Here is a 19096-nt window from a genome sequence, read left to right as displayed (position 1 = left end):
GAGCTGGAACTTTCTCGAGAAATGCCTTCCTTAATCCGGTAGGCTCTTTCCTTTTTTTCACAGGAGTACCCCCACATGGCCAAAGCCACTGCCCGCCACATCCTTGTTTCCAGCGAAGAGAAATGCAACGAACTCAAAGCTCAGATCCAAGGCGGCGCTGATTTTGCCGAAGTCGCGAAATCCAACTCCAGCTGCCCTTCCAGCCGCCAGGGCGGCGACCTGGGTTCGTTCGGTCCAGGCCAGATGGTCAAGGAGTTCGACACTGTCGTGTTCAGCGCACCTGTGAATGTCGTGCAGGGTCCGGTGAAAACCCAGTTCGGTTATCACCTGCTGGAAGTGACCAGCCGCCAGGACTGATCCTGCAGAATGCTCGCCTCGAACGGCCCGCCCTGAAAAGCGGGCCGTTTGCATTTGCAACGCGGGAAATTGCCGCGCAATCCATTGCGGCAAAGAAATTGCTTCGTTTTATCCGGTTCACCGGGGCGCAGGTGCTTGAGCGCCAGCGTGCTTGGGCATCACGGCAAGAAGTCATCACCCAGAGATAGTGTGCGGTTACAAAGATCACGGGGTTGCGGTACCTTGCCACCGGAGGTAACGAATAAGAAACCACCAGGTAGTCAACCTACAGGACAGGCCGCAACCGCCCGTCCACGCCCTTCAACCCTGATGTTGCGCTACAACGTCAGTCAGGATTCGTGTAATGCGTTTTGTTTTTTCATCGCTGATCGTTGCAACACTCGTCCTTGTCTCAGGTTTTCAATCCCTGTCCGCAGCACCTCAACACGCGTTGACCGTTTATGGCGAAGCGCCCCGCTATCCGGCCGACTTCAAGCATTTCGATTACGTGAACCCGGACGCCCCAAAAGGCGGCAGCATGCGGCGCTCGGCACAGGAAATCGGTCAGTACGACCACATCATGCCGTACCTGGACAAAGGCACAGGCGTGTCCCAGGTCAATGGTCTGCTCTACTCGCCGCTGGCGGTGAAGTCGCTGGATGAGCCTTACACCGTGTACGGACTCATCGCCGAAAAGATGGAGCGCGCCAGTGATGGCATGTCACTGCGTTTCTTCCTCAATCCCAAGGCTCGGTTCTCCGATGGCACCCCGATCACCGCCGAGGATGTGCGCTTCACCTACAACCTGCTGATGACCCAAGGCAGCCTGTCCTATCGCACCGAGTTCGGTGATGTGCAAGGTGTCGAAGTCGAGTCGCCGACGCAGATTCGATTTGACTTCAAAAGCAACGAAAGCCGCACCCTGCCACTGGACCTGGCATCCCTGCCGGTGTTTCCCGAGCACTATTGGAAAGACAAGGACTTCGCCAACAGCGGCGGTTTCGAGGTCCCGGTGGGCAGCGGTCCGTATCGCATCGGCAAGGTCGACCCCGGCCGCAGCATCACCTTCGAGCGCGATCCGAACTGGTGGGCCAAGGATCTGCCGGTGAACCGAGGCGTCTACAACTTCGATCATTTCAGCGTCGAATACTTCGGCGACACCGACGTCGCTCGCCAGGTGCTGCGCGGCGGCGGCTATGACTACAACCGCGAGTACTCGGCCACGGGTTATTCCATCGGCTACGACAGCCCGGCCCTGACCGAAGGTCGTCTGCAGCGCGCGCATCTGGCCAAGGGTGCGGTGCAAAGCTCTCAAGGCTTCGTGTTCAATCTCGATCGGCCCAAATTCCAGGACCGCCGCGTGCGTCAGGCGCTGGCCATGCTCTGGGACTTCGAATGGACCAACAAGCAGATGATGCGCAACGTGTACGTGCGCCAGAACAGCTACTTTTCCAACAGTGACCTGGCCGCCACGCAGTTGCCTACACAATCGGAGCTGAAAGTGCTGGAGCCCTTGCGCGGTCAGGTTCCCTCTGAAGTTTTCACCACTGTTTTCCAGACACCGAAGACCGATGGCACCGGCTTCATCCGCGATAAGCAGTTGCAAGCGCTGGCATTGCTGGAGGAAGCAGGCTGGATGCCCAGGGAAGACAAGCTGGTCAACGCCGCTGGCGAGCCGCTGAGCTTCACCTTCCTCAACGGTCAGAGCGGTTTCGAGAAGATCCTGCTGCCCTACAAGCGCAATCTTGCGCAGATCGGTATCGATTTCGAAATCCGGCGCATCGATTCGGCCCAGTACCTGAATCGGGTAATGGCCCGTGATTACGACATGATCGTCACCGGGTACGGCGTATCGACTTCACCGGGCCTGGAGCTGTACAACAACTTCGGTTCCAAAGTGGCCAGAGATTCGGGGTCCAGCAACTACATGGTGCTGCGTGATCCTGCCGTCGACACCCTGATCAACGGCCTGGCCAAGGCCGACACCAAACCCGCCATGATCGACTATGCCCACGCGCTGGACCGCGTGCTGCAATGGGGCTTCTATTGGATACCCAACTATTATCCGCCAGGCTCTTCCACGGTCTGGTGGAACCGTTTCGGCATCCCCAAGGTGCAGGCCAGCAACAGCGAAGCCATCGACACTTGGTGGGAAATCAGCCCGCAGCCGCTGACCACTGAACAATTCGCCCAGCAACGGGGCGCCTCAGCCATTCCTTCGGAGGTGAAGTAATGCTCGGCTACCTGACCCGGCGTTTGCTGCTGATCATCCCGACCCTGCTGTGCATTCTTCTGGTGAATTTCTTCATCGTCCAGGCAGCGCCGGGCGGCCCGGTGGAACAAGCCATTGCCAAGCTGCAAGGCGTGGCCGGTGGCACCATCGGCGCCGGTCATACCGAAACCATGAACACCGGCCAGTCCCGTGCCAGTCGCGGTCTGGACCCCAAGCTGATCAAGGAAATCGAACACCAGTACGGCTTCGATAAACCGCTGCACGAGCGCCTGTGGCTGATGCTCAAGAACTACGCCAGCCTGGATTTCGGCAACAGCTTCTTCCGCGGGGCCAAAGTTACCGACTTGATTCTGCAGAAGATGCCCGTATCCATATCCCTGGGTTTATGGGCGACGCTGATCACGTATCTGGTGTCGATTCCGCTGGGCATTCGCAAGGCGGTTAAGCATGGCAGTCATTTCGACATCTGGAGCAGTACCGCAATCATCGTCGGTTACGCCATGCCAGCCTTTCTGTTCGCCATGCTGCTGGTGGTGCTGTTCGCCGGCGGCACTTCGCTGAGCTGGTTCCCGGTGCGCGGGCTGGTCTCGGAAAACTTCGATCAGATGACCACCCTGGGCAAGCTCGCCGACTACTTCTGGCACTTGGTCCTGCCTGTCGCGTCGCTGGTGATCGGCGGGTTTGCGACGCTGACCATCCTGACCAAGAACTCTTTCCTCAACGAAGTCACCCGGCAATACGTGGTCACCGCCCGCGCCAAGGGCTTGAGTGAGCGCCGCGTGCTCTACGGGCATGTGTTCCGCAACGCGATGCTGCTGGTGGTAGCGGGCATTCCGCAGGCGTTCATCAGCGTGTTCTTCGCGGGCTCTCTGATGATCGAGGTGATTTTCTCCCTCGACGGCCTGGGTCGCATGAGTTACGAGGCCGCGGTGTCTCGTGACTATCCGGTGGTGTTCGGCTCGCTGTTTATCTTCACCCTGTTCGGGCTGCTGATAAAACTGGTCGGGGACATCTGTTACACCCTGGTCGACCCCCGAATCGACTTCAGCGCGAGGAACGCCTGATGCGCAGACTGTCCCCGGTGGCTCGCCGGCGTTTCGAGCGTTTCCGCAACAACCGCCGTGGCTGGTGGTCGCTGTGGTTGTTTTGCGCCTTGTTCGCCATCAGCCTGTGCGGCGAGCTGATCGCCAACGACAAACCCCTGGTGCTCAGTTATCAACACGAGTTGTACTTTCCTGCCTTCAAGCGACACACCGAGCAGGAGTTTGGCGGCCAGTTGCCGTTCCAGCCGGATTACCGCAGTGACTACGTACGCCAGCTGATCAGCAAGGGCGACGGCTGGATGCTGTTTCCGCCGATCCCGTTCAGCGACGATACCCCCAACTACGACCTGAACAAGCCCGCACCCAGCCCGCCGTCGGCAATCAACTGGCTGGGCACCGACGATCAGGCCCGCGACGTGCTGGCCCGGGTGATCTTCGGCGCGCGGGTATCGATCCTGTTTGCCCTGGCCCTGACGGTCATCAGCGCCTTGATCGGCATCGCCGCAGGTGCCCTGCAGGGTTATTACGGCGGCTGGGTCGACTTGATCGGTCAACGTCTGCTGGAGGTCTGGTCCGGACTGCCGGTGCTGTATCTGTTGATCATCCTCTCGGGGTTCGTCGAACCCAACTTCTGGTGGCTGCTGGGCATCATGGCGCTGTTCTCGTGGCTGGCCCTGGTGGACGTGGTGCGTGCCGAATTTCTGCGCGGACGCAACCTGGAGTACGTCAAAGCTGCGCGTGCGCTGGGTCTGGATGACCGCAAAGTGATCCTGCGCCACATTCTGCCCAACGCGATGAATGCGACCCTCAGCTACCTGCCGTTCATTCTCACCGGCGCCATCTCGACCCTCACCGCCCTGGATTTCCTGGGTTTCGGCATGCCGGCCGGCAGTGCGTCACTGGGTGAATTGATCGGCCAGGGCAAGCAGAACCTGCAAGCACCCTGGCTCGGCTTCACGGCATTCTTCACCCTGGCGTTGATCCTTTCGCTGCTGGTGTTCATTGGCGAGGCGTTGCGTGACGCCTTCGACCCGAGGTCCTGACATGTCTGAACATCTCATTGAAATCCGAGACCTGTCGGTGTCTTTCAACGGCAATACAGTGGTCAAGCACATCAGTCTCGACATCCCGGCCGGCGAATGCCTGGCGCTGGTAGGCGAGTCGGGTTCCGGCAAGTCGGTGACGGCGCACTCCATCCTGCAGTTGCTGCCTCAGGCCGGTACGGTCAGCAGCGGCAGCATTCGCTATCGCGGCCAGGAGTTGCTGGGTGCCGACGGCAAGCTGATGCGGCGCATCCGTGGCAACCAGATCGCGATGATCTTCCAGGAGCCGATGACCTCGCTGAATCCGCTGCACACGGTGTCCCGGCAGATCGGCGAAACCTTGCTGCTGCATAAAGGCTTGAGCGGCAAGGCTGCACAGACACGCATTCTCGAATTATTGGAGCTGGTCGGTATTCAGCACCCGAAGAAGCGCCTGAAGGCCTACCCCCATGAATTGTCCGGCGGCCAGCGCCAGCGGGTGATGATCGCCATGGCCCTGGCCTGCGAGCCGGAGCTGCTGATTGCCGACGAGCCCACCACTGCACTCGACGTCACCGTTCAGCGCAAGATTCTGTTTTTGCTCAAGGAGCTGCAGCAACGTCTGAACATGTCGCTGTTGCTGATCAGCCATGACCTTAATCTGGTGCACAGCATCGCGCAGAAGGTCTGTGTGATGCGCGCCGGGGAGATCGTCGAGCAGTCCAACTGCCAAACCCTGTTCAAGCACCCGCAACACCCGTACAGCCAGCTACTGCTCGACGCTGAACCTGCTGGCGAACCTCTGCCCCGCGACACCCGTGAGAAAGTCCTTGAAGTCGAAAACCTGCGGGTCTGGTTCTCGCTGGGCGGCGGCATCTTCAATCGCCATCAGGAGTACCTCAAGGCCGTCGATGACATCAGCCTGAGCATCGAGCGCGGCAAGACGCTGGGCATTGTCGGCGAATCCGGCTCGGGAAAATCGACACTTGGTCAGGCAATTCTGCGCTTGCTGGAATCCCGTGGCAGTATCCGCTTCAAGGGTCAGGCACTCGACAGTCTGAGTCAGAAGCAGATGCGCCCCTGGCGCAAGCAGATGCAAGTGGTGTTTCAAGACCCTTACGGTAGCCTCAGCCCGCGCATCTCGGTGGCGCAGATCATCAGCGAGGGCCTGGAAGTACACAGCGAACTGGACAAGGTGCGCTGTGAAGCCGAAGTGATTCGTGTCCTGGAGGAAGTCGGCATCGATCCGTTGAGCCGACATCGGTACCCCCATGAGTTTTCCGGCGGGCAACGGCAGCGTATCGCCATCGCCCGGGCCCTGGTGCTCAAACCTGCCTTGATTTTGCTCGATGAACCCACGTCGGCACTGGATCGCACAGTGCAGAAACAGGTGGTGGCGCTGTTGCGCCAGCTGCAAGAGAAACACGGCCTGACGTACCTGTTCATCAGCCACGATCTGGCGGTGGTCAGGGCCCTCGCCCATGACCTGATCGTGGTCAAGGACGGCAAGGTCGTCGAGCGCGGCGCAAGCCACGATGTGTTCGACGCGCCGCAGCATCCCTACACCCGGGAGCTGCTGGCTGCGGCGCACCCGGGTTTTAACTGACGCCCCGGGGTTCAATTGAGAAAGCGCTTAACCTGCAGTCTGATCGGCCAGATGCCGGGTATGGGAACCACGGAACAGTGCATGAAAGACAGTGACAGCCTCAAGGATTACCGACGCGTGCGGCACTTAGCGATCCGTTCGTTGTTCGAAATCATCGAGCAGTCCAGTGAAGGTACTGTGATCGTGGACAAGGATGCGCGGATCGTCTGGATCAACGAACGCTACGCACGGCGCTTCGGCCTTGAAGATCCGGATCGGGCCGTGGGCCAGCCGTGCGAAAAAGTCATTCCGGGAAGTCTGCTGCGAGAGGTCGCGAGCAACGGCCAGCCGATCCTGCTGGACATGATGGACACCGCCAAAGACCCGCTGGTGGTCATGCGCCTGCCGATCCATGACGACAGCGGAGGGGTGATCGGGGCGATTGGGTTTGCCCTGTTCGACGAGCTGCACGCGCTGTCGCCATTACTCAAGCGCTACGCGAGCATGCAGCAGGAACTGGCGTCGACCCGCTCGCTGCTGCGCGCCCGTCAGGCCAAATACAGCTTCGCGCAGTTCATCGGCACCAGCGCCGCGAGCCTTGAGGTCAAGCGTCGCGCCCGACGCAGCGCGAGCACCGAGTCCGCCGTCTTGCTGCTGGGCGAGACCGGCACGGGCAAGGAGCTGCTGGCCCACGCCATTCACAACACTTCGCCCAGGGCTCACAAACCCTTTGTCAGCATCAACAGCGCGGCCATTCCCGAAACGCTGCTTGAAGCCGAGTTTTTCGGCACGGCACCAGGCGCGTTTACCGGTGCTGACCGACGCGGCCGACCAGGCAAGTTGCATCTGGCTGAAGGCGGCACGCTGTTTCTCGACGAGATTGGCGACATGCCCCTGGCCCTGCAGAGCAAATTGCTGCGGGTGTTGCAGGAAAAGGAATACGAACCTGTAGGCTCCAACCAGATGATCAAAAGCAATGTCCGGCTGATTGCCGCGACGTCCACGGACCTCGACGCGGCGATCAAACGCGGCGAGTTTCGCGCCGATCTGTATTACCGCTTGAGCGTGCTGCCGATCGAGGTACCCCCCCTGCGAGACCGGCTGGATGACCTGCCGGCGCTGAGCGAAGCGATTCTGGAGGATTTGCACAGCCAGCATGAGCTTGATCCCGGTGCCATGGCGATGCTGGGACAACACGCCTGGCCGGGCAATGTCCGGGAATTGCGCAACGTGCTGGAACGCGCTGCGCTGCTCAGCGACGATTTGCAATTGACCGCTGCCCAGATCCGCGCGGCCATCGGTACGTTGATTCCCCACGAAGGCGGCGCGCTGAGCCGGCGCCTGCAGCCCGTGACGAACGAAACCTACAGTGAGGCCCGCGACCGGTTCGATCGCGAGTTTATCCAGGCAAAACTTGCGCAATGTCGAGGCAACGTGGTCCTGGCGGCGCGTCAGCTGGGTCTGGGGCGTTCGACGCTGTACAAGAAGATGGCTGCGCTGGGGATTGCCGAGTCTCGTTAAAGAGACTTAATCCACAAATAGAGACTTAACTGCTTTCTCATGACTGGCGCAGAATTCATTCTTGACCGTGCCCCTAAGCATCCGCCCTGGGTGAACGCGGATGGCCAAACGGCATCCCCACTGCATTCCCCGGCAAGCAGCTGCTACGAATGCCCATCTTCGAGGCGAAGGTTAAATTTCGCGTCGCGAGACGTCTCTGTATGGAGACAAACCCAGTATGGCGCTTCCGAAATTTAAATTATTTTCCTAAAAATCAATGACATAGAAGAGCGGCACAAAACTAGCTATATCACTAGGCAAGCGGCTCGACCGCGTCCATAACAAAAACAACAGGAGACACTCGATGAGTGTGATCATCGCCTTGGCAGCCCTCGCGCTGCTGATGCTTGCTGCGTACCGTGGTTACAGCGTCATTCTATTTGCCCCCATTGCCGCGCTCGGCGCGGTGCTGCTCACTGATCCGTCCGCCGTGGCGCCCGCCTTTACCGGCGTGTTCATGGACAAGATGGTAGGTTTCGTCAAACTCTACTTTCCGGTTTTCCTGCTCGGCGCAGTGTTCGGCAAGCTGATCGAGCTGTCCGGGTTTTCCCGCTCCATCGTTGCCGCGGCGATCAGGCTGTTGGGCACCCGTCAGGCGATGCTGGTGATCGTGCTGGTCTGCGCCCTGCTCACCTACGGCGGCGTTTCGCTGTTCGTCGTGGTGTTCGCGGTCTATCCGTTTGCGGCCGAGATGTTCCGCCAGAGCAATATTCCGAAACGGCTGCTCCCGGCCACCATCGCCCTCGGCGCGTTCTCGTTCACCATGGACGCCCTGCCCGGCACGCCGCAGATTCAGAACATCATTCCCTCGACCTTCTTCAACACCACCGCCTGGGCTGCGCCGTGGCTGGGTTTGATTGGCACGCTGTTCGTGTTCTGCGCCGGGATGCTGTTCCTCCAGCGTCAGCGCAACAAGGCCCAGCGCGCGGGCGAAGGTTACGGCAGCGAATTGCGCAACGAGCCGGAAACCCCAGCCGACATTCATCTGCCCAACCCCTGGGTCGCCTTGGCGCCGCTGCTGCTGGTAGGGGTGATGAACCTGCTGTTCACCCAGTGGATTCCGCAATGGTATGGCAAGACTCACACCCTTGCCTTGCCCGGCATGGCCGCCCCGGTACAGACAGAGATTTCCAGGATCACCGCGATCTGGGCGGTTGAGGCTGCTTTGCTGGTCGGCATCGTTTTCGTACTGCTGTTTGCCTTCAGCGCCGTGAAATCAAAACTGGCCGAGGGCAGTAAAGGCGCGGTCAGCGGTGCCCTGCTGGCGGCGATGAACACGGCGTCTGAATACGGCTTCGGTGCAGTCATCGCCTCGCTGCCGGGTTTTCTGGTACTGGCGGATGGGCTCAAGTCGATCCCCAATCCGCTGGTCAATGAAGCGATCACCGTAACGCTTCTGGCGGGCATCACCGGTTCGGCATCGGGCGGAATGAGCATCGCGCTGGCGGCGATGTCAGATAGCTTCATCGCTGCGGCCCATGCCGCCAACATCCCGCTCGAAGTGCTGCACCGCGTGGCGGCCATGGCCAGCGGCGGCATGGACACCCTGCCGCACAACGGCGCAGTGATCACGCTGCTGGCGGTCACCGGCCTGACTCATCGAGAGGCGTACAAGGACATTTTCAGCATCACCATCATCAAGACCCTGGCGGTGTTCGTCGTCATCGCCACTTTCTATGCAACCGGCATCGTATGAGGAACCCAACATGAGTCTGCAAGGCAAAACCGCATTGGTCACCGGCTCCACCAGCGGCATCGGTCTGGGCATTGCTCTGACCCTGGCCAAGGCCGGCGCCAACCTGGTGTTGAATGGCTTTGGCGATGCGTCGGCAGTGATCGAACAGGTCAAGCAGTTCGGCGGCAAGGTCGGCCATCACCCGGCCGACGTCAGTGACGTGGCGCAAATTGCCGACATGATCGCTTACGCCGAGCGTGAATTCGGCGGCGTGGACATTCTGGTGAATAACGCCGGGATTCAGCACGTCGATGCGGTCGAGGACTTTCCGGTCGAAAGCTGGGACAAGATCATCGCCATCAACCTGTCTTCGGTGTTCCACAGTACCCGCCTGTGCCTGCCGGGCATGCGCGCCAAGGGCTGGGGGCGGATCGTCAACATCGCTTCGGTGCATGGCCTGGTGGGCTCGACGGGCAAAGCCGCCTACGTTGCGGCCAAGCATGGCGTGATCGGCTTGACCAAGGTCGTCGGCCTGGAGACCGCCACCCGTAACATCACCTGTAATGCCATCTGCCCCGGCTGGGTGTTGACGCCTCTGGTGCAGAAGCAGATCGATGATCGGGGTGCCGAGACGGGAGATCTGGAACAGGCCAAACAAGACCTGCTGGCCGAGAAACAGCCGTCGCTGGAGTTCGTGACACCTTCGCAACTGGGCGAGCTGACGCTGTTTCTGTGCAGCGAGGCCGGTTCCCAGGTGCGTGGCGCGGCGTGGAATATCGATGGAGGGTGGCTGGCCAGATAAAGACTTTCCAGATACCTCGCCCCTGCAGCAATGAGCTTTTTCACACATGCGGCGTGTCAGTCACCCTAGTTACAAACTGACGCACCGCCTTCGCTGACGTCGCTACTCCGGCGTCTTCACAGCAATTGCGCTGAGTCGAAGATGCGCGAACACCGCTGGACCTGTAGGAGTCGGCGGTGTGAGCGGGGGTAAGTGGTGAGTGTCAGCACGTTCGGGGCAGACATCAGACCTCATGCCCCAGGCTCATCCCGCTCATCCACCAGCCCCCAATCCTTCACATCCACCTGCACGGCGGGCTGGGGCGCGGGAGGCGGCGTAGTGATCGCTGATACGCGGCCTTCGTCATGCAGCTTCAGGCGCAGACGCACGTTGTTCGCCGAGTCGGCATTCTTCAGCGCTTCGTCCTCGGTGATGGCCCCTTCCACCGCCAGGTCGTACAGCGCGTTATCGAAGGTCTGCATGCCCAGATTGGTGGACTTCTCCATGATGCCCTTGAGCTCGGTCAACTCGTTGCGATGAATCAGGTCGCGGATGGTCGGCGTGCCGAGCATCACTTCCACCGCAGCCCGGCGCTTGCCGTCCTTGGTCTTGACCAGTCGCTGGGAAACGAACGCCTTGAGGTTGTTGCCCAGGTCATGCAACAACTGCGCGCGCCGTTCTTCGGGGAAGAAGTTGATGATGCGATCCAGCGCCTGGTTGGCGTTGTTGGCGTGCAGGGTCGAGATCGCCAGATGCCCGGTATCGGCGAAGGCCAGGGCGTGCTCCATGGTTTCGCGATCGCGGATTTCACCGATGAGGATCACGTCCGGTGCCTGGCGCAGGGTGTTTTTCAGGGCCGCGTGGAAGCTACGGGTGTCGACCCCGACTTCGCGCTGATTGATGATCGATTTCTTGTGTTTGTGGATGAACTCCACCGGGTCTTCAATGGTGATGATATGGCCGCTGGCGTGGCGGTTGCGGTGGTCGATCAAGGCTGCCAGCGATGTGGACTTACCCGAACCGGTGGCGCCGACGAACAAGACCAGGCCGTGCTTTTCCATGATCACGTCGAGCAGCACTTGCGGCAGGTGCAGGTCTTCGAACCTGGGAATATCGAGCTTGATGTTACGCGCGACGATGGAGACTTCGTTGCGTTGCTTGAAGATATTGATCCGGAACCGGCCAACGCCTGACAGGGAAAACGCCAGGTTCATTTCCAGTTCGCGCTCGAAGTCCTGACGCTGCTCGACGTCCATGATGCCATCTGCGATCAGCGCGACATCGCCGGGTTTGAACGCTTCGGTGCCCAGCGGCTTGAGCACGCCGTTGAACTTGGCGCAGGGCGGCGCACCGGTGGAAAGGTACAGGTCCGATCCGTCCTGGGTGGCCAGAACCTTCAATAACGCCGGGAAATCCATAATTCGCACCGCACATAAAAGTTTAAGAAGACAGCAGGTCGACGCTATACATCAAGCTTGTAGGTGCGACCATCGACCCGTACCAACGTTCGCTCAAGGTTAGCGCAACGCTCGTCCGTCCAAGGTGAAGGAAATTACCTGAAATCGCGCGACAAGGGCATAATGCGCGGCTTTTTTATCGAGGCGATTCATCATGAAAGCTCAAGCCCGTCACATTCTGGTCAAGACCTTTGATGAGGCCGAACAGCTCAAGCAACGCATTGCCAAGGGCGAAGCCTTCGATGTGCTGGCCAGGAAGTATTCCACCTGCCCGTCCGGCAAGCGCGGCGGCGACCTGGGTGAAGTGCGACCGGGGCAGATGGTCGGTGCGATCGACCAGATCATCTTCAAAAAGCCCCTGCGCACGGTGCATGGGCCGGTGAAGAGCAAGTTCGGGTATCACCTGGTGCAAGTGTTTTATCGGGATTGACGTTGCGCTCTCAACGCCGCCTCTGCCGACTTGCCTCGAACCTGTAGGAGCGCGCTTGCCCGCGATAGCGGTGTGACAGTCACAATATCCGGCACAGGAAAATCACATCGCGGGCAAGCGCACTCCTCCAGGTGGGTGCGCGTTTACACGATCAAACCGGCATGACACTGCGCGGAATCAGCGCCCCTGGATGTTGAATGACCAGGCTCGCCAAGCGGTGCCCGGCCTCGGCCGCTTCTTCCGGGCTGCTGCCACGCAGGCGCCGGGCCAGATACGCCGCGCTGAATGAATCCCCCGCCGCGGTGGTGTCGATGACCTTCTGCACCGGTTGTGCGGGCACTTCGTAACGACGATTGTCTGCGCAGACCAGACAGCTCTGCGCGCCGCGCTTGATTACCACTTCGGCAATGCCCAGATCCCGATAGGTCGTCATGATCTGCTCGCTGTCGGTGCAGCCGAACAGCGCTTGCTCGTCGTCTTCGGTGAGCAGCGCGACGTCCACCTCATGCATCACCGCCCGATAGGCCTGCCGTGCCTGATCGACATTGCGCCACAGCCGTGGCCGATAGTTGTTGTCGAACACCACCCGCGCGCCACGATCACGGGCATCACCCAGGCTCGACAACAGCCGCGCCCGACCCACTTCACCCAGCACCGCCAGGGTAATCCCGCTGAAATACAGCACGTCGTATTCCGGCAACGCGTTAAGAATCGGCTCGGCGGAGGGCGTGGTGAAACACTCGCGCACCGCCGCCTCATTGCGCCAATACAGGAAGCGTCGCTCACCATTGGCATCGGTCTGGATGCAATACAGACCTGGCAGACGTCCCGGCAGACGCTGCACACGACTCAGGCCAATGCCTTCGTCGGCCCAGATCGCGCACATGGCGTCGCTGAAGCTGTCGTCGCCCAACGCCGTGACGTAATCCACCTGGGACGCCGAACCCAGCAGGCGCGACAGATACACGGCCGTGTTCAACGTGTCGCCGCCGAAGCTCTGCTTGAGCGTGCCGTTGGCGTGCTGCTGCAGCTCGATCATGCATTCGCCGATCAGGGCGACCCGTGGATGACTGTGGCTGACCAGCTCACTCATCACAGACTCCTGTCAGAAGAAGGTTGCAAACGATTCGATGACGCTCAGGTCATCGCCGACCAGACAGCCCGTGCGCCATTTGTCGAAGGTCAGGCAAGGGTGCGAAGTGCCGAAGGAGATGATGTCGCCGATGTTCAGCTCACAGCCCGGCGCCACGGTCATGAATGCGTGCTGATCCATCACCGCCGTCACCTTGCAGGCACTGACGTCGTCGCCCTGAGCCGGGACCACGCCTGCCTTGTAACGCTTGATCGGGTTCGGCATGCCGGCATCGAACGCCACATCGCGTTTGCCCAGGGCGATCACGGCAAAACCCGGTTCGGGCATCGATTGCACGTGGGCCCAGACTTCCATGGCCGGCTGCAGGCCTTCGCTCAGATCATGGCGGCGATCCAGCACGCAGCATTGAGCCTCTTTGTAGATGCCATGGTCATGCACCACATAGCTGCCGGGGCGCAACACGCCGAGGAAGCGATCGCGCACCTGCTGCTTGTCGAACTCTTCGGCGATCAGGTCGTACCAGGCCGAACCTGACGCGGTCACGATCGGGCGAGCCAGTGCGAACGCGCCCTTGTCCTGCAGGGTCACTGCCAGGCGTACGAGTGACGCAGCGAACTGACGAATGCCGCTGACGGCCTGATCGCCATGAATCACGCCCTCATAGCCTTCTATACCGGTCAGCTTCAACGCTGGCTGCGCCGCGATGGCGTCGGCCAGGGCCATGACTTCGGCTTCGCTGCGGCAACCGCAACGGCCGCCCACCACGCCATACTCGATCATCACGTTGAGGTGCAGGCCCCGGGCGGCGAAAAACTCGCCCAGCGCCTTCACGTTGTCCGGGTGATCGACCATGCAGTGGAAATCGAACATCGAGTCGGCGAGCAACTCGGCGATGATCGCCATGTTTGGCGCGCCGACCAGTTGGTTGGCCATTAGTACCCGCCGCACACCATGGGCGTAGGCCGCGTGAGTCTGCGTGGCGGTGGCCAGGGTCATGCCCCAGGCGCCGTGCTGCAACTGACGCAGGAACAGCGCCGGGACCATGCTGGTCTTGCCGTGGGGAGCGAGTTCCGCGCCGCTGTCGGTGACGAACGTCTGCATCCAGCGCAGATTGTGTTCCAGCGCCTTGTTGTGGATGACCAGGGCCGGAAGGCTGACATCCAGCACAAGCTGGTCGCCCGGGTTGGCGCCGCCCTTTTCTACTACCGCGCCCTTTTTTACTGTGGCAGTGGTCATGTCTGTTCTCCAGAATTCTTGTGGGTACGGGATATCGAACCGATGCTCGTCCATCCCGTTAATCGGTGATCGCGCTAATCATTGACTCGGCGCGCCAGGCCATTGGCGCTGTCGATCAGCACGCGCCGGTAGTCGTCGTAGTGCGCGGTGGCGTCGGCCCGAGGGGCGACGATGCACAGGGTGGCGATGCAGATGCCCTGCTTGTCCTTGACCGGCGCGGCGAAGCAATGGGTGAAGGTGTCGGCGATGCTGTCGAAGGAAAAGAAGCCTTCTTCATGGGCCTTGCGAATCTCACCAAGGAACGTCTCCAGCGGCAGGCGTTTGCCGTCCGGGAGAATGAAGTCCTCAGGGTCGATCAGGTCGATGATCTGCTGATCGCTGAGATGCCCCAGCAGCAGGCGACCGGATGCGGTCCACGGGATCGGTGCGTCCTCGCCGATGTCCGAAGAGATGCGGAAATGCCGGGCGCCCTCCTTCATCAGCGCGACGGTGTATTTACGGCCGTTGAGCAGGCACATCTGCGCGGTCTCGCGGGTCTGCTCGACGATCTCGACCAGGCTCACTTCGGCCTCGCGGGTGAAGTCGAAATGACGCAAATGCGCCTGCCCGAGGAAATACAGCTGGCGCCCCAGATAGACGTGGCCATCCTTGCCCACGGCTTCGAGAATACGTCGTTCCAGCAAGGAGCCAACCAGCTCATAGACCGTCGATTTCGGGCTGCCGATGCCGCTGGCAATTTCGTTCGGGCGCAACGGCGTGCCCTTCTCCTTGAGGAAATCGAGAATATCGAACGCCCGATCCAGACCTCGCGCCCGGCGTTTGATGGTGTCTTCGGTCATGGTGACGGTGTCCATTGAGGCGGTTATATCCTGAAATAAGTACGCAGTTTACAAGCACGGCACCGACCGCAGGAGCGCGCTTGCGCGCGATAGCGTTCTGTCAGGCAATATTTGGCTTGCAGACACATTGCCATCGCGGGCAAGCGCGCTCCTATAGGGCCGCGCCCGTCCTCATTTACGCCTTCTTCTTGTAGGCGATGCAATCGATCTCTACCTTGCAGTCGACCATCATGTTCGCCTGCACACAGGCCCGCGCGGGGGCATGTTGGGGTTTGAAGTATTCGCCGAACACCTTGTTGAAGCTCCAGAAATCCCGAGGGTCTTCCAGCCAGACGCCCACGCGCACCACGTCTTCGAGGCCGTAACCGGCTTCGGTGAGGATGGCGACCAGGTTTTGCAGGGTCTTGTGGGTCTGTTCGACGATACCGCCATTGATGATTTCGCCATTCTCCGCCGGCACCTGGCCGGACACATGCAGCCAGCCATCGGCCTCCACGGCGCGGGCGAAAGGACGTGGCTGGCCGCCACCTGCAGTGCTACCTGCGCCGTAACGAGTAATGCTCATGAAAATCTCCTTTGATTGAGCGTTTAAAAACGGATGTTCTTGAGGAATTCTGCCAGGCGCGCCGACTTCGGCTGCTCGAACAGCGTTTTGGGTGGGCCCTGCTCCTCGATGCGGCCCTGGTTCATGAAAACGATCTGATCGGACACTTCATAGGCGAAGCGCATTTCGTGGGTCACCAGCAGCATGGTCATGCCCTCTTCAGCCAGGCCCTTGATCACGCTGAGCACCTCGCCCACCAGTTCCGGGTCCAGGGCCGAGGTCACTTCATCGAACAGCATCAGGCTTGGGTTCATGGCGATGGCGCGAGCAATCGCCACACGCTGCTGCTGGCCACCGGAAAGCTGACCAGGGTAATGATTGCGACGCTCCAGCAGGCCGACTCGTTCCAGCCATTTCTCGGCCAGGGCGACCGCTTGATCCTTGGGCAGCTTCTTGACCTTGAGCAGGCCCAGGGTCACGTTCTGCAATGCGGTCAGGTGCGGAAACAGGTTGAATTGCTGGAACGCCATTCCGGTCATGGCACGGTGTTGCGCGATGACCTTTTCGCAATGGCGCACGCGCTTGCCACTGACGTCGCTGTAACCGATGTCCTGGCCGTCCAGCCGAATGTGGCCGCCCTGAAACTCTTCCAGCAGGTTGACGCAACGCAGCAGCGTGGTCTTGCCCGAGCCACTGGACCCGATCAGGGTCACCACGTTGCCCTTGTTCATCGTGAGGTCCACGCCCTTGAGCACTTCTACAGGGCCGTAGGATTTGTGCAGCCCTTCGATGCTCAGCAATGCCGGGGTGGCAGTCGCGGTTTGAGTCTGTGTCATGGCAAGGCCACCCGTTTTTCGATTTGCCGCCCAAGAAGCTCGATGGCGTAGTTGATGACGAAGAAGAGGAATCCGGCGAACAGGTAAAACTGCAGGGTCATGAAGTTGCGCGCGATCACCTGCTGCGTGCTAAGCAGGAGCTCGGCCACGCCGATGACCGAGAGCAACGTCGAGGCCTTGACGATTTCGGTGGACGAGTTGACCCAGGTCGGGAGGATTTGACGCAGCGCCTGGGGCAGCAGCACATAGCTCAGTGACTGATTGAACGTCAGGCCAATCGCCTTGCCCGCCTCCAGCTGTCCTCGGGGAATCGCCTGCAACGCGCCGCGCACGATTTCCGCGACATGAGAGCCGCAGAACAGCGTCAGGCCCAAGGCGCCAGCCTGAAACGCGCTGATCTGCCAGCCAAGGGCCGGGGCCATATAAAAGCAGGCCAGCACCAGCACGAAGACCGGTGTGCCGCGGATCAGGTCGACGTAGCAACGAAACGGCAGACGCGCCCACAACTTGCCGTAGGTCAGGATCAGCCCGGCAAACACGCCGATCACGCTGCCGAAGATGATCGCCAGACCCGCGCACTGCACGCTGGTCAGAAAGCCGCTCCACAGCGCTTCGCGGGCGATCCACAATTCATGCAGCCAGGTAGGTTGTTCGTACATGTCCCGGGCCTCCTAGCGGCGAATCGCCAAGCGCTGTTCGAGGTAGCGCAAGAGCATGGCGATGAGGTAACAGGCCGCGACATACAACGCCGTGGTCACCAGCCAGGTTTCGATGACCCGGTAGCTTTCGACGTTGATCTTGCGCGCGTAGTAAGTCAGTTCCGGCACGGCGATGGCGGCCGCCAGCGAAGTGTCCTTGAACAGCGAGATGAAGTTGTTCGACAGCGCTGGCAGCACGTTGCGCAGCATGACCGGCACGATGATGTAGGCCCGCACTTGCCATTCCCCCAGTCCAATCGCCAATCCCGCTTCCCGCTGGCCCTTGTGAATGCTCAAAAGGCCGGCCCGGAAGACTTCGGTCAGGTAGGCCCCGGCATACAGCGACAAGGTGACGATAAACGAGGGAATCTTGTCCAGGCGAATCCCTAAGCTTGGCAAGGCAAAGTAGATCAGCAGGATCAGCACCAGAATCGGCGTGTTGCGGATCACCGTGACATATACCGACGACACCACGCGCAAGGCGCGGTAGCGCGACAGCATCGCAAACGCCGCCATCAGGCCGATCACGCAGCCGATGGCGATGGAGATCAGGGCCAGTTCAAGGCCCAGCCCCAGCCCCGCCAGCAGACTGGGAAAATCCCGCCAGACCGCTGCAAAGTTCAACTGATAATTCATGGTCGGTAGTACCTGGGATGGGAAGGCGCCACGGTCTTCCCTGCCCTGTCAGTTGCGGGTCGTATCACTTGTATTCCATTGGGAAGCCGATCTGCGGCGTCGGCAGATCGACGCCGAACCACTTCTTGAAGGACTCGGCATACGTCGGGAATTCCACGCCGGTCATGGCCTCATGCAGCGCGGTGTTAACGAAGTTCAGCCAGTCCTGATCGCCACGTTTCACCGCACAGGCGTAGGTCTGAGGGCTCCAGGCGAACGCTGGCGAGCGGTACCGGCCAGGGTTCTGCACCATCAGGTATTTGACCGAAGACTGGTCGGTGGCGGCGGCATCGGCGCGGCCGGAGTTGATCGCCTGATACATCAGATCGACGCTGTCGTATTGATCGACCTTGGCCGTGGGCAGCGCCTGATGCACCAATTCCTCGGCATAGACGTTTTGCAGCACGGCCACGGTAAGGCCGTCGCCCGCCGCTTTCAGGTCATCGATTTCCTTGTACTTGCTGTTGGCCGGCAGCAGCAGCGCCACGCCTTCGCGGTAGTACGGCAGGGTGAAAGCGACCTGTTGCGCGCGGCTGGCGGTGACGGTGATGAACTGGCAGCTCATGTCGACCTTATCGGTCAGCAGATTGGGAATCCGCGCATCGGAGGATTGCACCACGAACTCGACCTTGCTCGGGTCATTGAACAGGCCCTTGGCGACAATGCGCGCGATGTCGATATCGAAGCCCTGCAATTTGCCGTCTGCACCCTGGAAGTGCCACGGGGCGTTGGTGCTGCCGGTGCCGACCACCAGATGGCCGCGCTGCAATACGCTGTCGAGCTTGCTTTCGGCTGCCTGAGCAGTCGCTGCCAGTGTCGCTGCTGCCGCCAGAACGAACGCACAAGCTTTAAGAAAAAAAGGTTCGCGATGCATGTGATGAACTCCGCCGAGAAAGTGTTTATTCCGCTATACCGGAACCTAGTATGTAACAACGGAATTAACAGCAGAAAGTGTGCCACACAACGGCGGCAAAAAAACAGGGAATGAAAAGTTTGAAATATCAAGGGTTAGCGACAAGCACGTGCAAGCGAATCGGAAAATACAGGCCCCTG

At 60.4% G+C, this 19096-nt stretch carries 18 protein-coding genes; 9 read left to right on the top strand and 9 right to left on the bottom strand.

The window, feature by feature from the left end; all coding sequences use genetic code 11:
* The first annotated feature begins 75 nt into the window (after nucleotides 1–75).
* From CE491_RS26155 to CE491_RS26120, 8 genes are all read left to right on the top strand, one after another.
* Nucleotides 76–357, top strand: coding sequence for a peptidylprolyl isomerase (locus CE491_RS26155; protein WP_110951229.1), 282 nt, complete (start codon nucleotides 76–78; stop codon nucleotides 355–357).
* 343 nt (nucleotides 358–700) lie between these two features.
* Nucleotides 701–2569: an extracellular solute-binding protein gene (locus CE491_RS26150; RefSeq protein WP_110951228.1), complete on the top strand. Its 1869-nt coding sequence runs from the start codon at nucleotides 701–703 to the stop codon at nucleotides 2567–2569.
* Nucleotides 2569–3633, top strand: coding sequence for a microcin C ABC transporter permease YejB (locus tag CE491_RS26145; protein ID WP_110951227.1), 1065 nt, complete (start codon nucleotides 2569–2571; stop codon nucleotides 3631–3633). Before CE491_RS26150 ends, CE491_RS26145 begins: the two co-directional genes overlap by 1 nt.
* Complete coding sequence (locus CE491_RS26140) at nucleotides 3633–4655, top strand: ABC transporter permease (protein WP_110951226.1); 1023 nt, start codon at nucleotides 3633–3635, stop codon at nucleotides 4653–4655. The genes CE491_RS26145 and CE491_RS26140 overlap by 1 nt, the downstream gene beginning before the upstream one ends.
* 1 nt (nucleotide 4656) lies before the next feature.
* Nucleotides 4657–6240, top strand: a complete 1584-nt coding sequence (locus CE491_RS26135) for an ABC transporter ATP-binding protein (protein WP_110951225.1) — start codon at nucleotides 4657–4659, stop codon at nucleotides 6238–6240.
* 81 nt (nucleotides 6241–6321) lie between these two features.
* Complete coding sequence (locus CE491_RS26130) at nucleotides 6322–7740, top strand: sigma-54 interaction domain-containing protein (RefSeq protein WP_110951224.1); 1419 nt, start codon at nucleotides 6322–6324, stop codon at nucleotides 7738–7740.
* A gap of 343 nt (nucleotides 7741–8083) precedes the next feature.
* Nucleotides 8084–9475, top strand: a complete 1392-nt coding sequence (locus CE491_RS26125; protein WP_110951223.1) for a GntP family permease — start codon at nucleotides 8084–8086, stop codon at nucleotides 9473–9475.
* Nucleotides 9476–9485: 10 nt separating this feature from the next.
* Entirely contained in the window at nucleotides 9486–10256 is a 771-nt protein-coding gene (locus CE491_RS26120) for a 3-hydroxybutyrate dehydrogenase (protein ID WP_110951222.1), read from the top strand.
* Nucleotides 10257–10486: 230 nt separating this feature from the next.
* On the opposite strand, the gene CE491_RS26115 is transcribed toward CE491_RS26120, so the two are convergent.
* Nucleotides 10487–11653 carry a PilT/PilU family type 4a pilus ATPase gene (locus CE491_RS26115; RefSeq protein WP_110951221.1) on the bottom strand — a complete coding sequence of 389 codons (1167 nt, stop codon included), beginning with the start codon at nucleotides 11651–11653 and terminating at the stop codon, nucleotides 10487–10489.
* A gap of 193 nt (nucleotides 11654–11846) precedes the next feature.
* Here CE491_RS26115 and CE491_RS26110 point away from each other — a divergent pair, with 193 nt between their 5' ends.
* Nucleotides 11847–12122 (top strand): peptidylprolyl isomerase, encoded by a 276-nt coding sequence (locus CE491_RS26110; RefSeq protein WP_110951220.1) that lies wholly within the window; start codon nucleotides 11847–11849, stop codon nucleotides 12120–12122.
* A 151-nt stretch (nucleotides 12123–12273) separates the two neighbouring features.
* Here the strand turns inward: CE491_RS26110 and kdgK are convergent, their stop codons facing one another.
* The 8 genes from kdgK to CE491_RS26070 all read right to left on the bottom strand — a co-directional run bounded on the left by kdgK (nucleotide 12274) and on the right by CE491_RS26070 (nucleotide 18917).
* Entirely contained in the window at nucleotides 12274–13215 is a 942-nt protein-coding gene (gene kdgK, locus CE491_RS26105) for a 2-dehydro-3-deoxygluconokinase (protein WP_110951219.1), read from the bottom strand.
* Between the two features lie 12 nt (nucleotides 13216–13227).
* Entirely contained in the window at nucleotides 13228–14451 is a 1224-nt protein-coding gene (locus CE491_RS26100) for an amino acid deaminase (protein WP_110951218.1), read from the bottom strand.
* Between the two features lie 74 nt (nucleotides 14452–14525).
* Complete coding sequence (locus CE491_RS26095) at nucleotides 14526–15290, bottom strand: IclR family transcriptional regulator (protein WP_110951473.1); 765 nt, start codon at nucleotides 15288–15290, stop codon at nucleotides 14526–14528.
* Between the two features lie 175 nt (nucleotides 15291–15465).
* Nucleotides 15466–15855: a RidA family protein gene (locus CE491_RS26090; protein ID WP_110951217.1), complete on the bottom strand. Its 390-nt coding sequence runs from the start codon at nucleotides 15853–15855 to the stop codon at nucleotides 15466–15468.
* A gap of 23 nt (nucleotides 15856–15878) precedes the next feature.
* Nucleotides 15879–16670, bottom strand: a complete 792-nt coding sequence (locus tag CE491_RS26085) for an amino acid ABC transporter ATP-binding protein (RefSeq protein ID WP_110951216.1) — start codon at nucleotides 16668–16670, stop codon at nucleotides 15879–15881.
* Nucleotides 16667–17329 carry an amino acid ABC transporter permease gene (locus CE491_RS26080; RefSeq protein ID WP_110951215.1) on the bottom strand — a complete coding sequence of 221 codons (663 nt, stop codon included), beginning with the start codon at nucleotides 17327–17329 and terminating at the stop codon, nucleotides 16667–16669. Before CE491_RS26080 ends, CE491_RS26085 begins: the two co-directional genes overlap by 4 nt.
* Before the next feature lie 12 nt (nucleotides 17330–17341).
* On the bottom strand, nucleotides 17342–18004 hold the full coding sequence (locus CE491_RS26075) for an amino acid ABC transporter permease (RefSeq protein WP_110951214.1): 663 nt from the start codon (nucleotides 18002–18004) through the stop codon (nucleotides 17342–17344).
* A 64-nt stretch (nucleotides 18005–18068) separates the two neighbouring features.
* The gene (locus CE491_RS26070; protein WP_110951213.1) at nucleotides 18069–18917 is read right to left on the bottom strand and encodes a transporter substrate-binding domain-containing protein; all 849 of its coding nucleotides are present in this window, start codon (nucleotides 18915–18917) and stop codon (nucleotides 18069–18071) included.
* Between the last annotated feature and the right edge of the window lie 179 nt (nucleotides 18918–19096).

It is taken from the genome of Pseudomonas bohemica (assembly GCF_002934685.1).
Lineage (GTDB): Bacteria > Pseudomonadota > Gammaproteobacteria > Pseudomonadales > Pseudomonadaceae > Aquipseudomonas > Aquipseudomonas bohemica.
The sequence above is the reverse complement of the archived record's forward strand: the minus strand, read 5'-3'. Positions and strand labels throughout refer to the sequence as shown.

Coding starts and splice junctions, on each gene's coding strand:
- CE491_RS26155 (WP_110951229.1), top strand. CDS start 76: ATGGCCAAAGCCACTGCCCGCCACATCCTTGTTTCCAGCGAAGAGAAA.
- CE491_RS26150 (WP_110951228.1), top strand. CDS start 701: ATGCGTTTTGTTTTTTCATCGCTGATCGTTGCAACACTCGTCCTTGTC.
- CE491_RS26145 (WP_110951227.1), top strand. CDS start 2,569: ATGCTCGGCTACCTGACCCGGCGTTTGCTGCTGATCATCCCGACCCTG.
- CE491_RS26140 (WP_110951226.1), top strand. CDS start 3,633: ATGCGCAGACTGTCCCCGGTGGCTCGCCGGCGTTTCGAGCGTTTCCGC.
- CE491_RS26135 (WP_110951225.1), top strand. CDS start 4,657: ATGTCTGAACATCTCATTGAAATCCGAGACCTGTCGGTGTCTTTCAAC.
- CE491_RS26130 (WP_110951224.1), top strand. CDS start 6,322: ATGAAAGACAGTGACAGCCTCAAGGATTACCGACGCGTGCGGCACTTA.
- CE491_RS26125 (WP_110951223.1), top strand. CDS start 8,084: ATGAGTGTGATCATCGCCTTGGCAGCCCTCGCGCTGCTGATGCTTGCT.
- CE491_RS26120 (WP_110951222.1), top strand. CDS start 9,486: ATGAGTCTGCAAGGCAAAACCGCATTGGTCACCGGCTCCACCAGCGGC.
- CE491_RS26115 (WP_110951221.1), bottom strand. CDS start 11,653: ATGGATTTCCCGGCGTTATTGAAGGTTCTGGCCACCCAGGACGGATCG.
- CE491_RS26110 (WP_110951220.1), top strand. CDS start 11,847: ATGAAAGCTCAAGCCCGTCACATTCTGGTCAAGACCTTTGATGAGGCC.
- kdgK (WP_110951219.1), bottom strand. CDS start 13,215: ATGAGTGAGCTGGTCAGCCACAGTCATCCACGGGTCGCCCTGATCGGC.
- CE491_RS26100 (WP_110951218.1), bottom strand. CDS start 14,451: ATGACCACTGCCACAGTAAAAAAGGGCGCGGTAGTAGAAAAGGGCGGC.
- CE491_RS26095 (WP_110951473.1), bottom strand. CDS start 15,290: ATGACCGAAGACACCATCAAACGCCGGGCGCGAGGTCTGGATCGGGCG.
- CE491_RS26090 (WP_110951217.1), bottom strand. CDS start 15,855: ATGAGCATTACTCGTTACGGCGCAGGTAGCACTGCAGGTGGCGGCCAG.
- CE491_RS26085 (WP_110951216.1), bottom strand. CDS start 16,670: ATGACACAGACTCAAACCGCGACTGCCACCCCGGCATTGCTGAGCATC.
- CE491_RS26080 (WP_110951215.1), bottom strand. CDS start 17,329: ATGTACGAACAACCTACCTGGCTGCATGAATTGTGGATCGCCCGCGAA.
- CE491_RS26075 (WP_110951214.1), bottom strand. CDS start 18,004: ATGAATTATCAGTTGAACTTTGCAGCGGTCTGGCGGGATTTTCCCAGT.
- CE491_RS26070 (WP_110951213.1), bottom strand. CDS start 18,917: ATGCATCGCGAACCTTTTTTTCTTAAAGCTTGTGCGTTCGTTCTGGCG.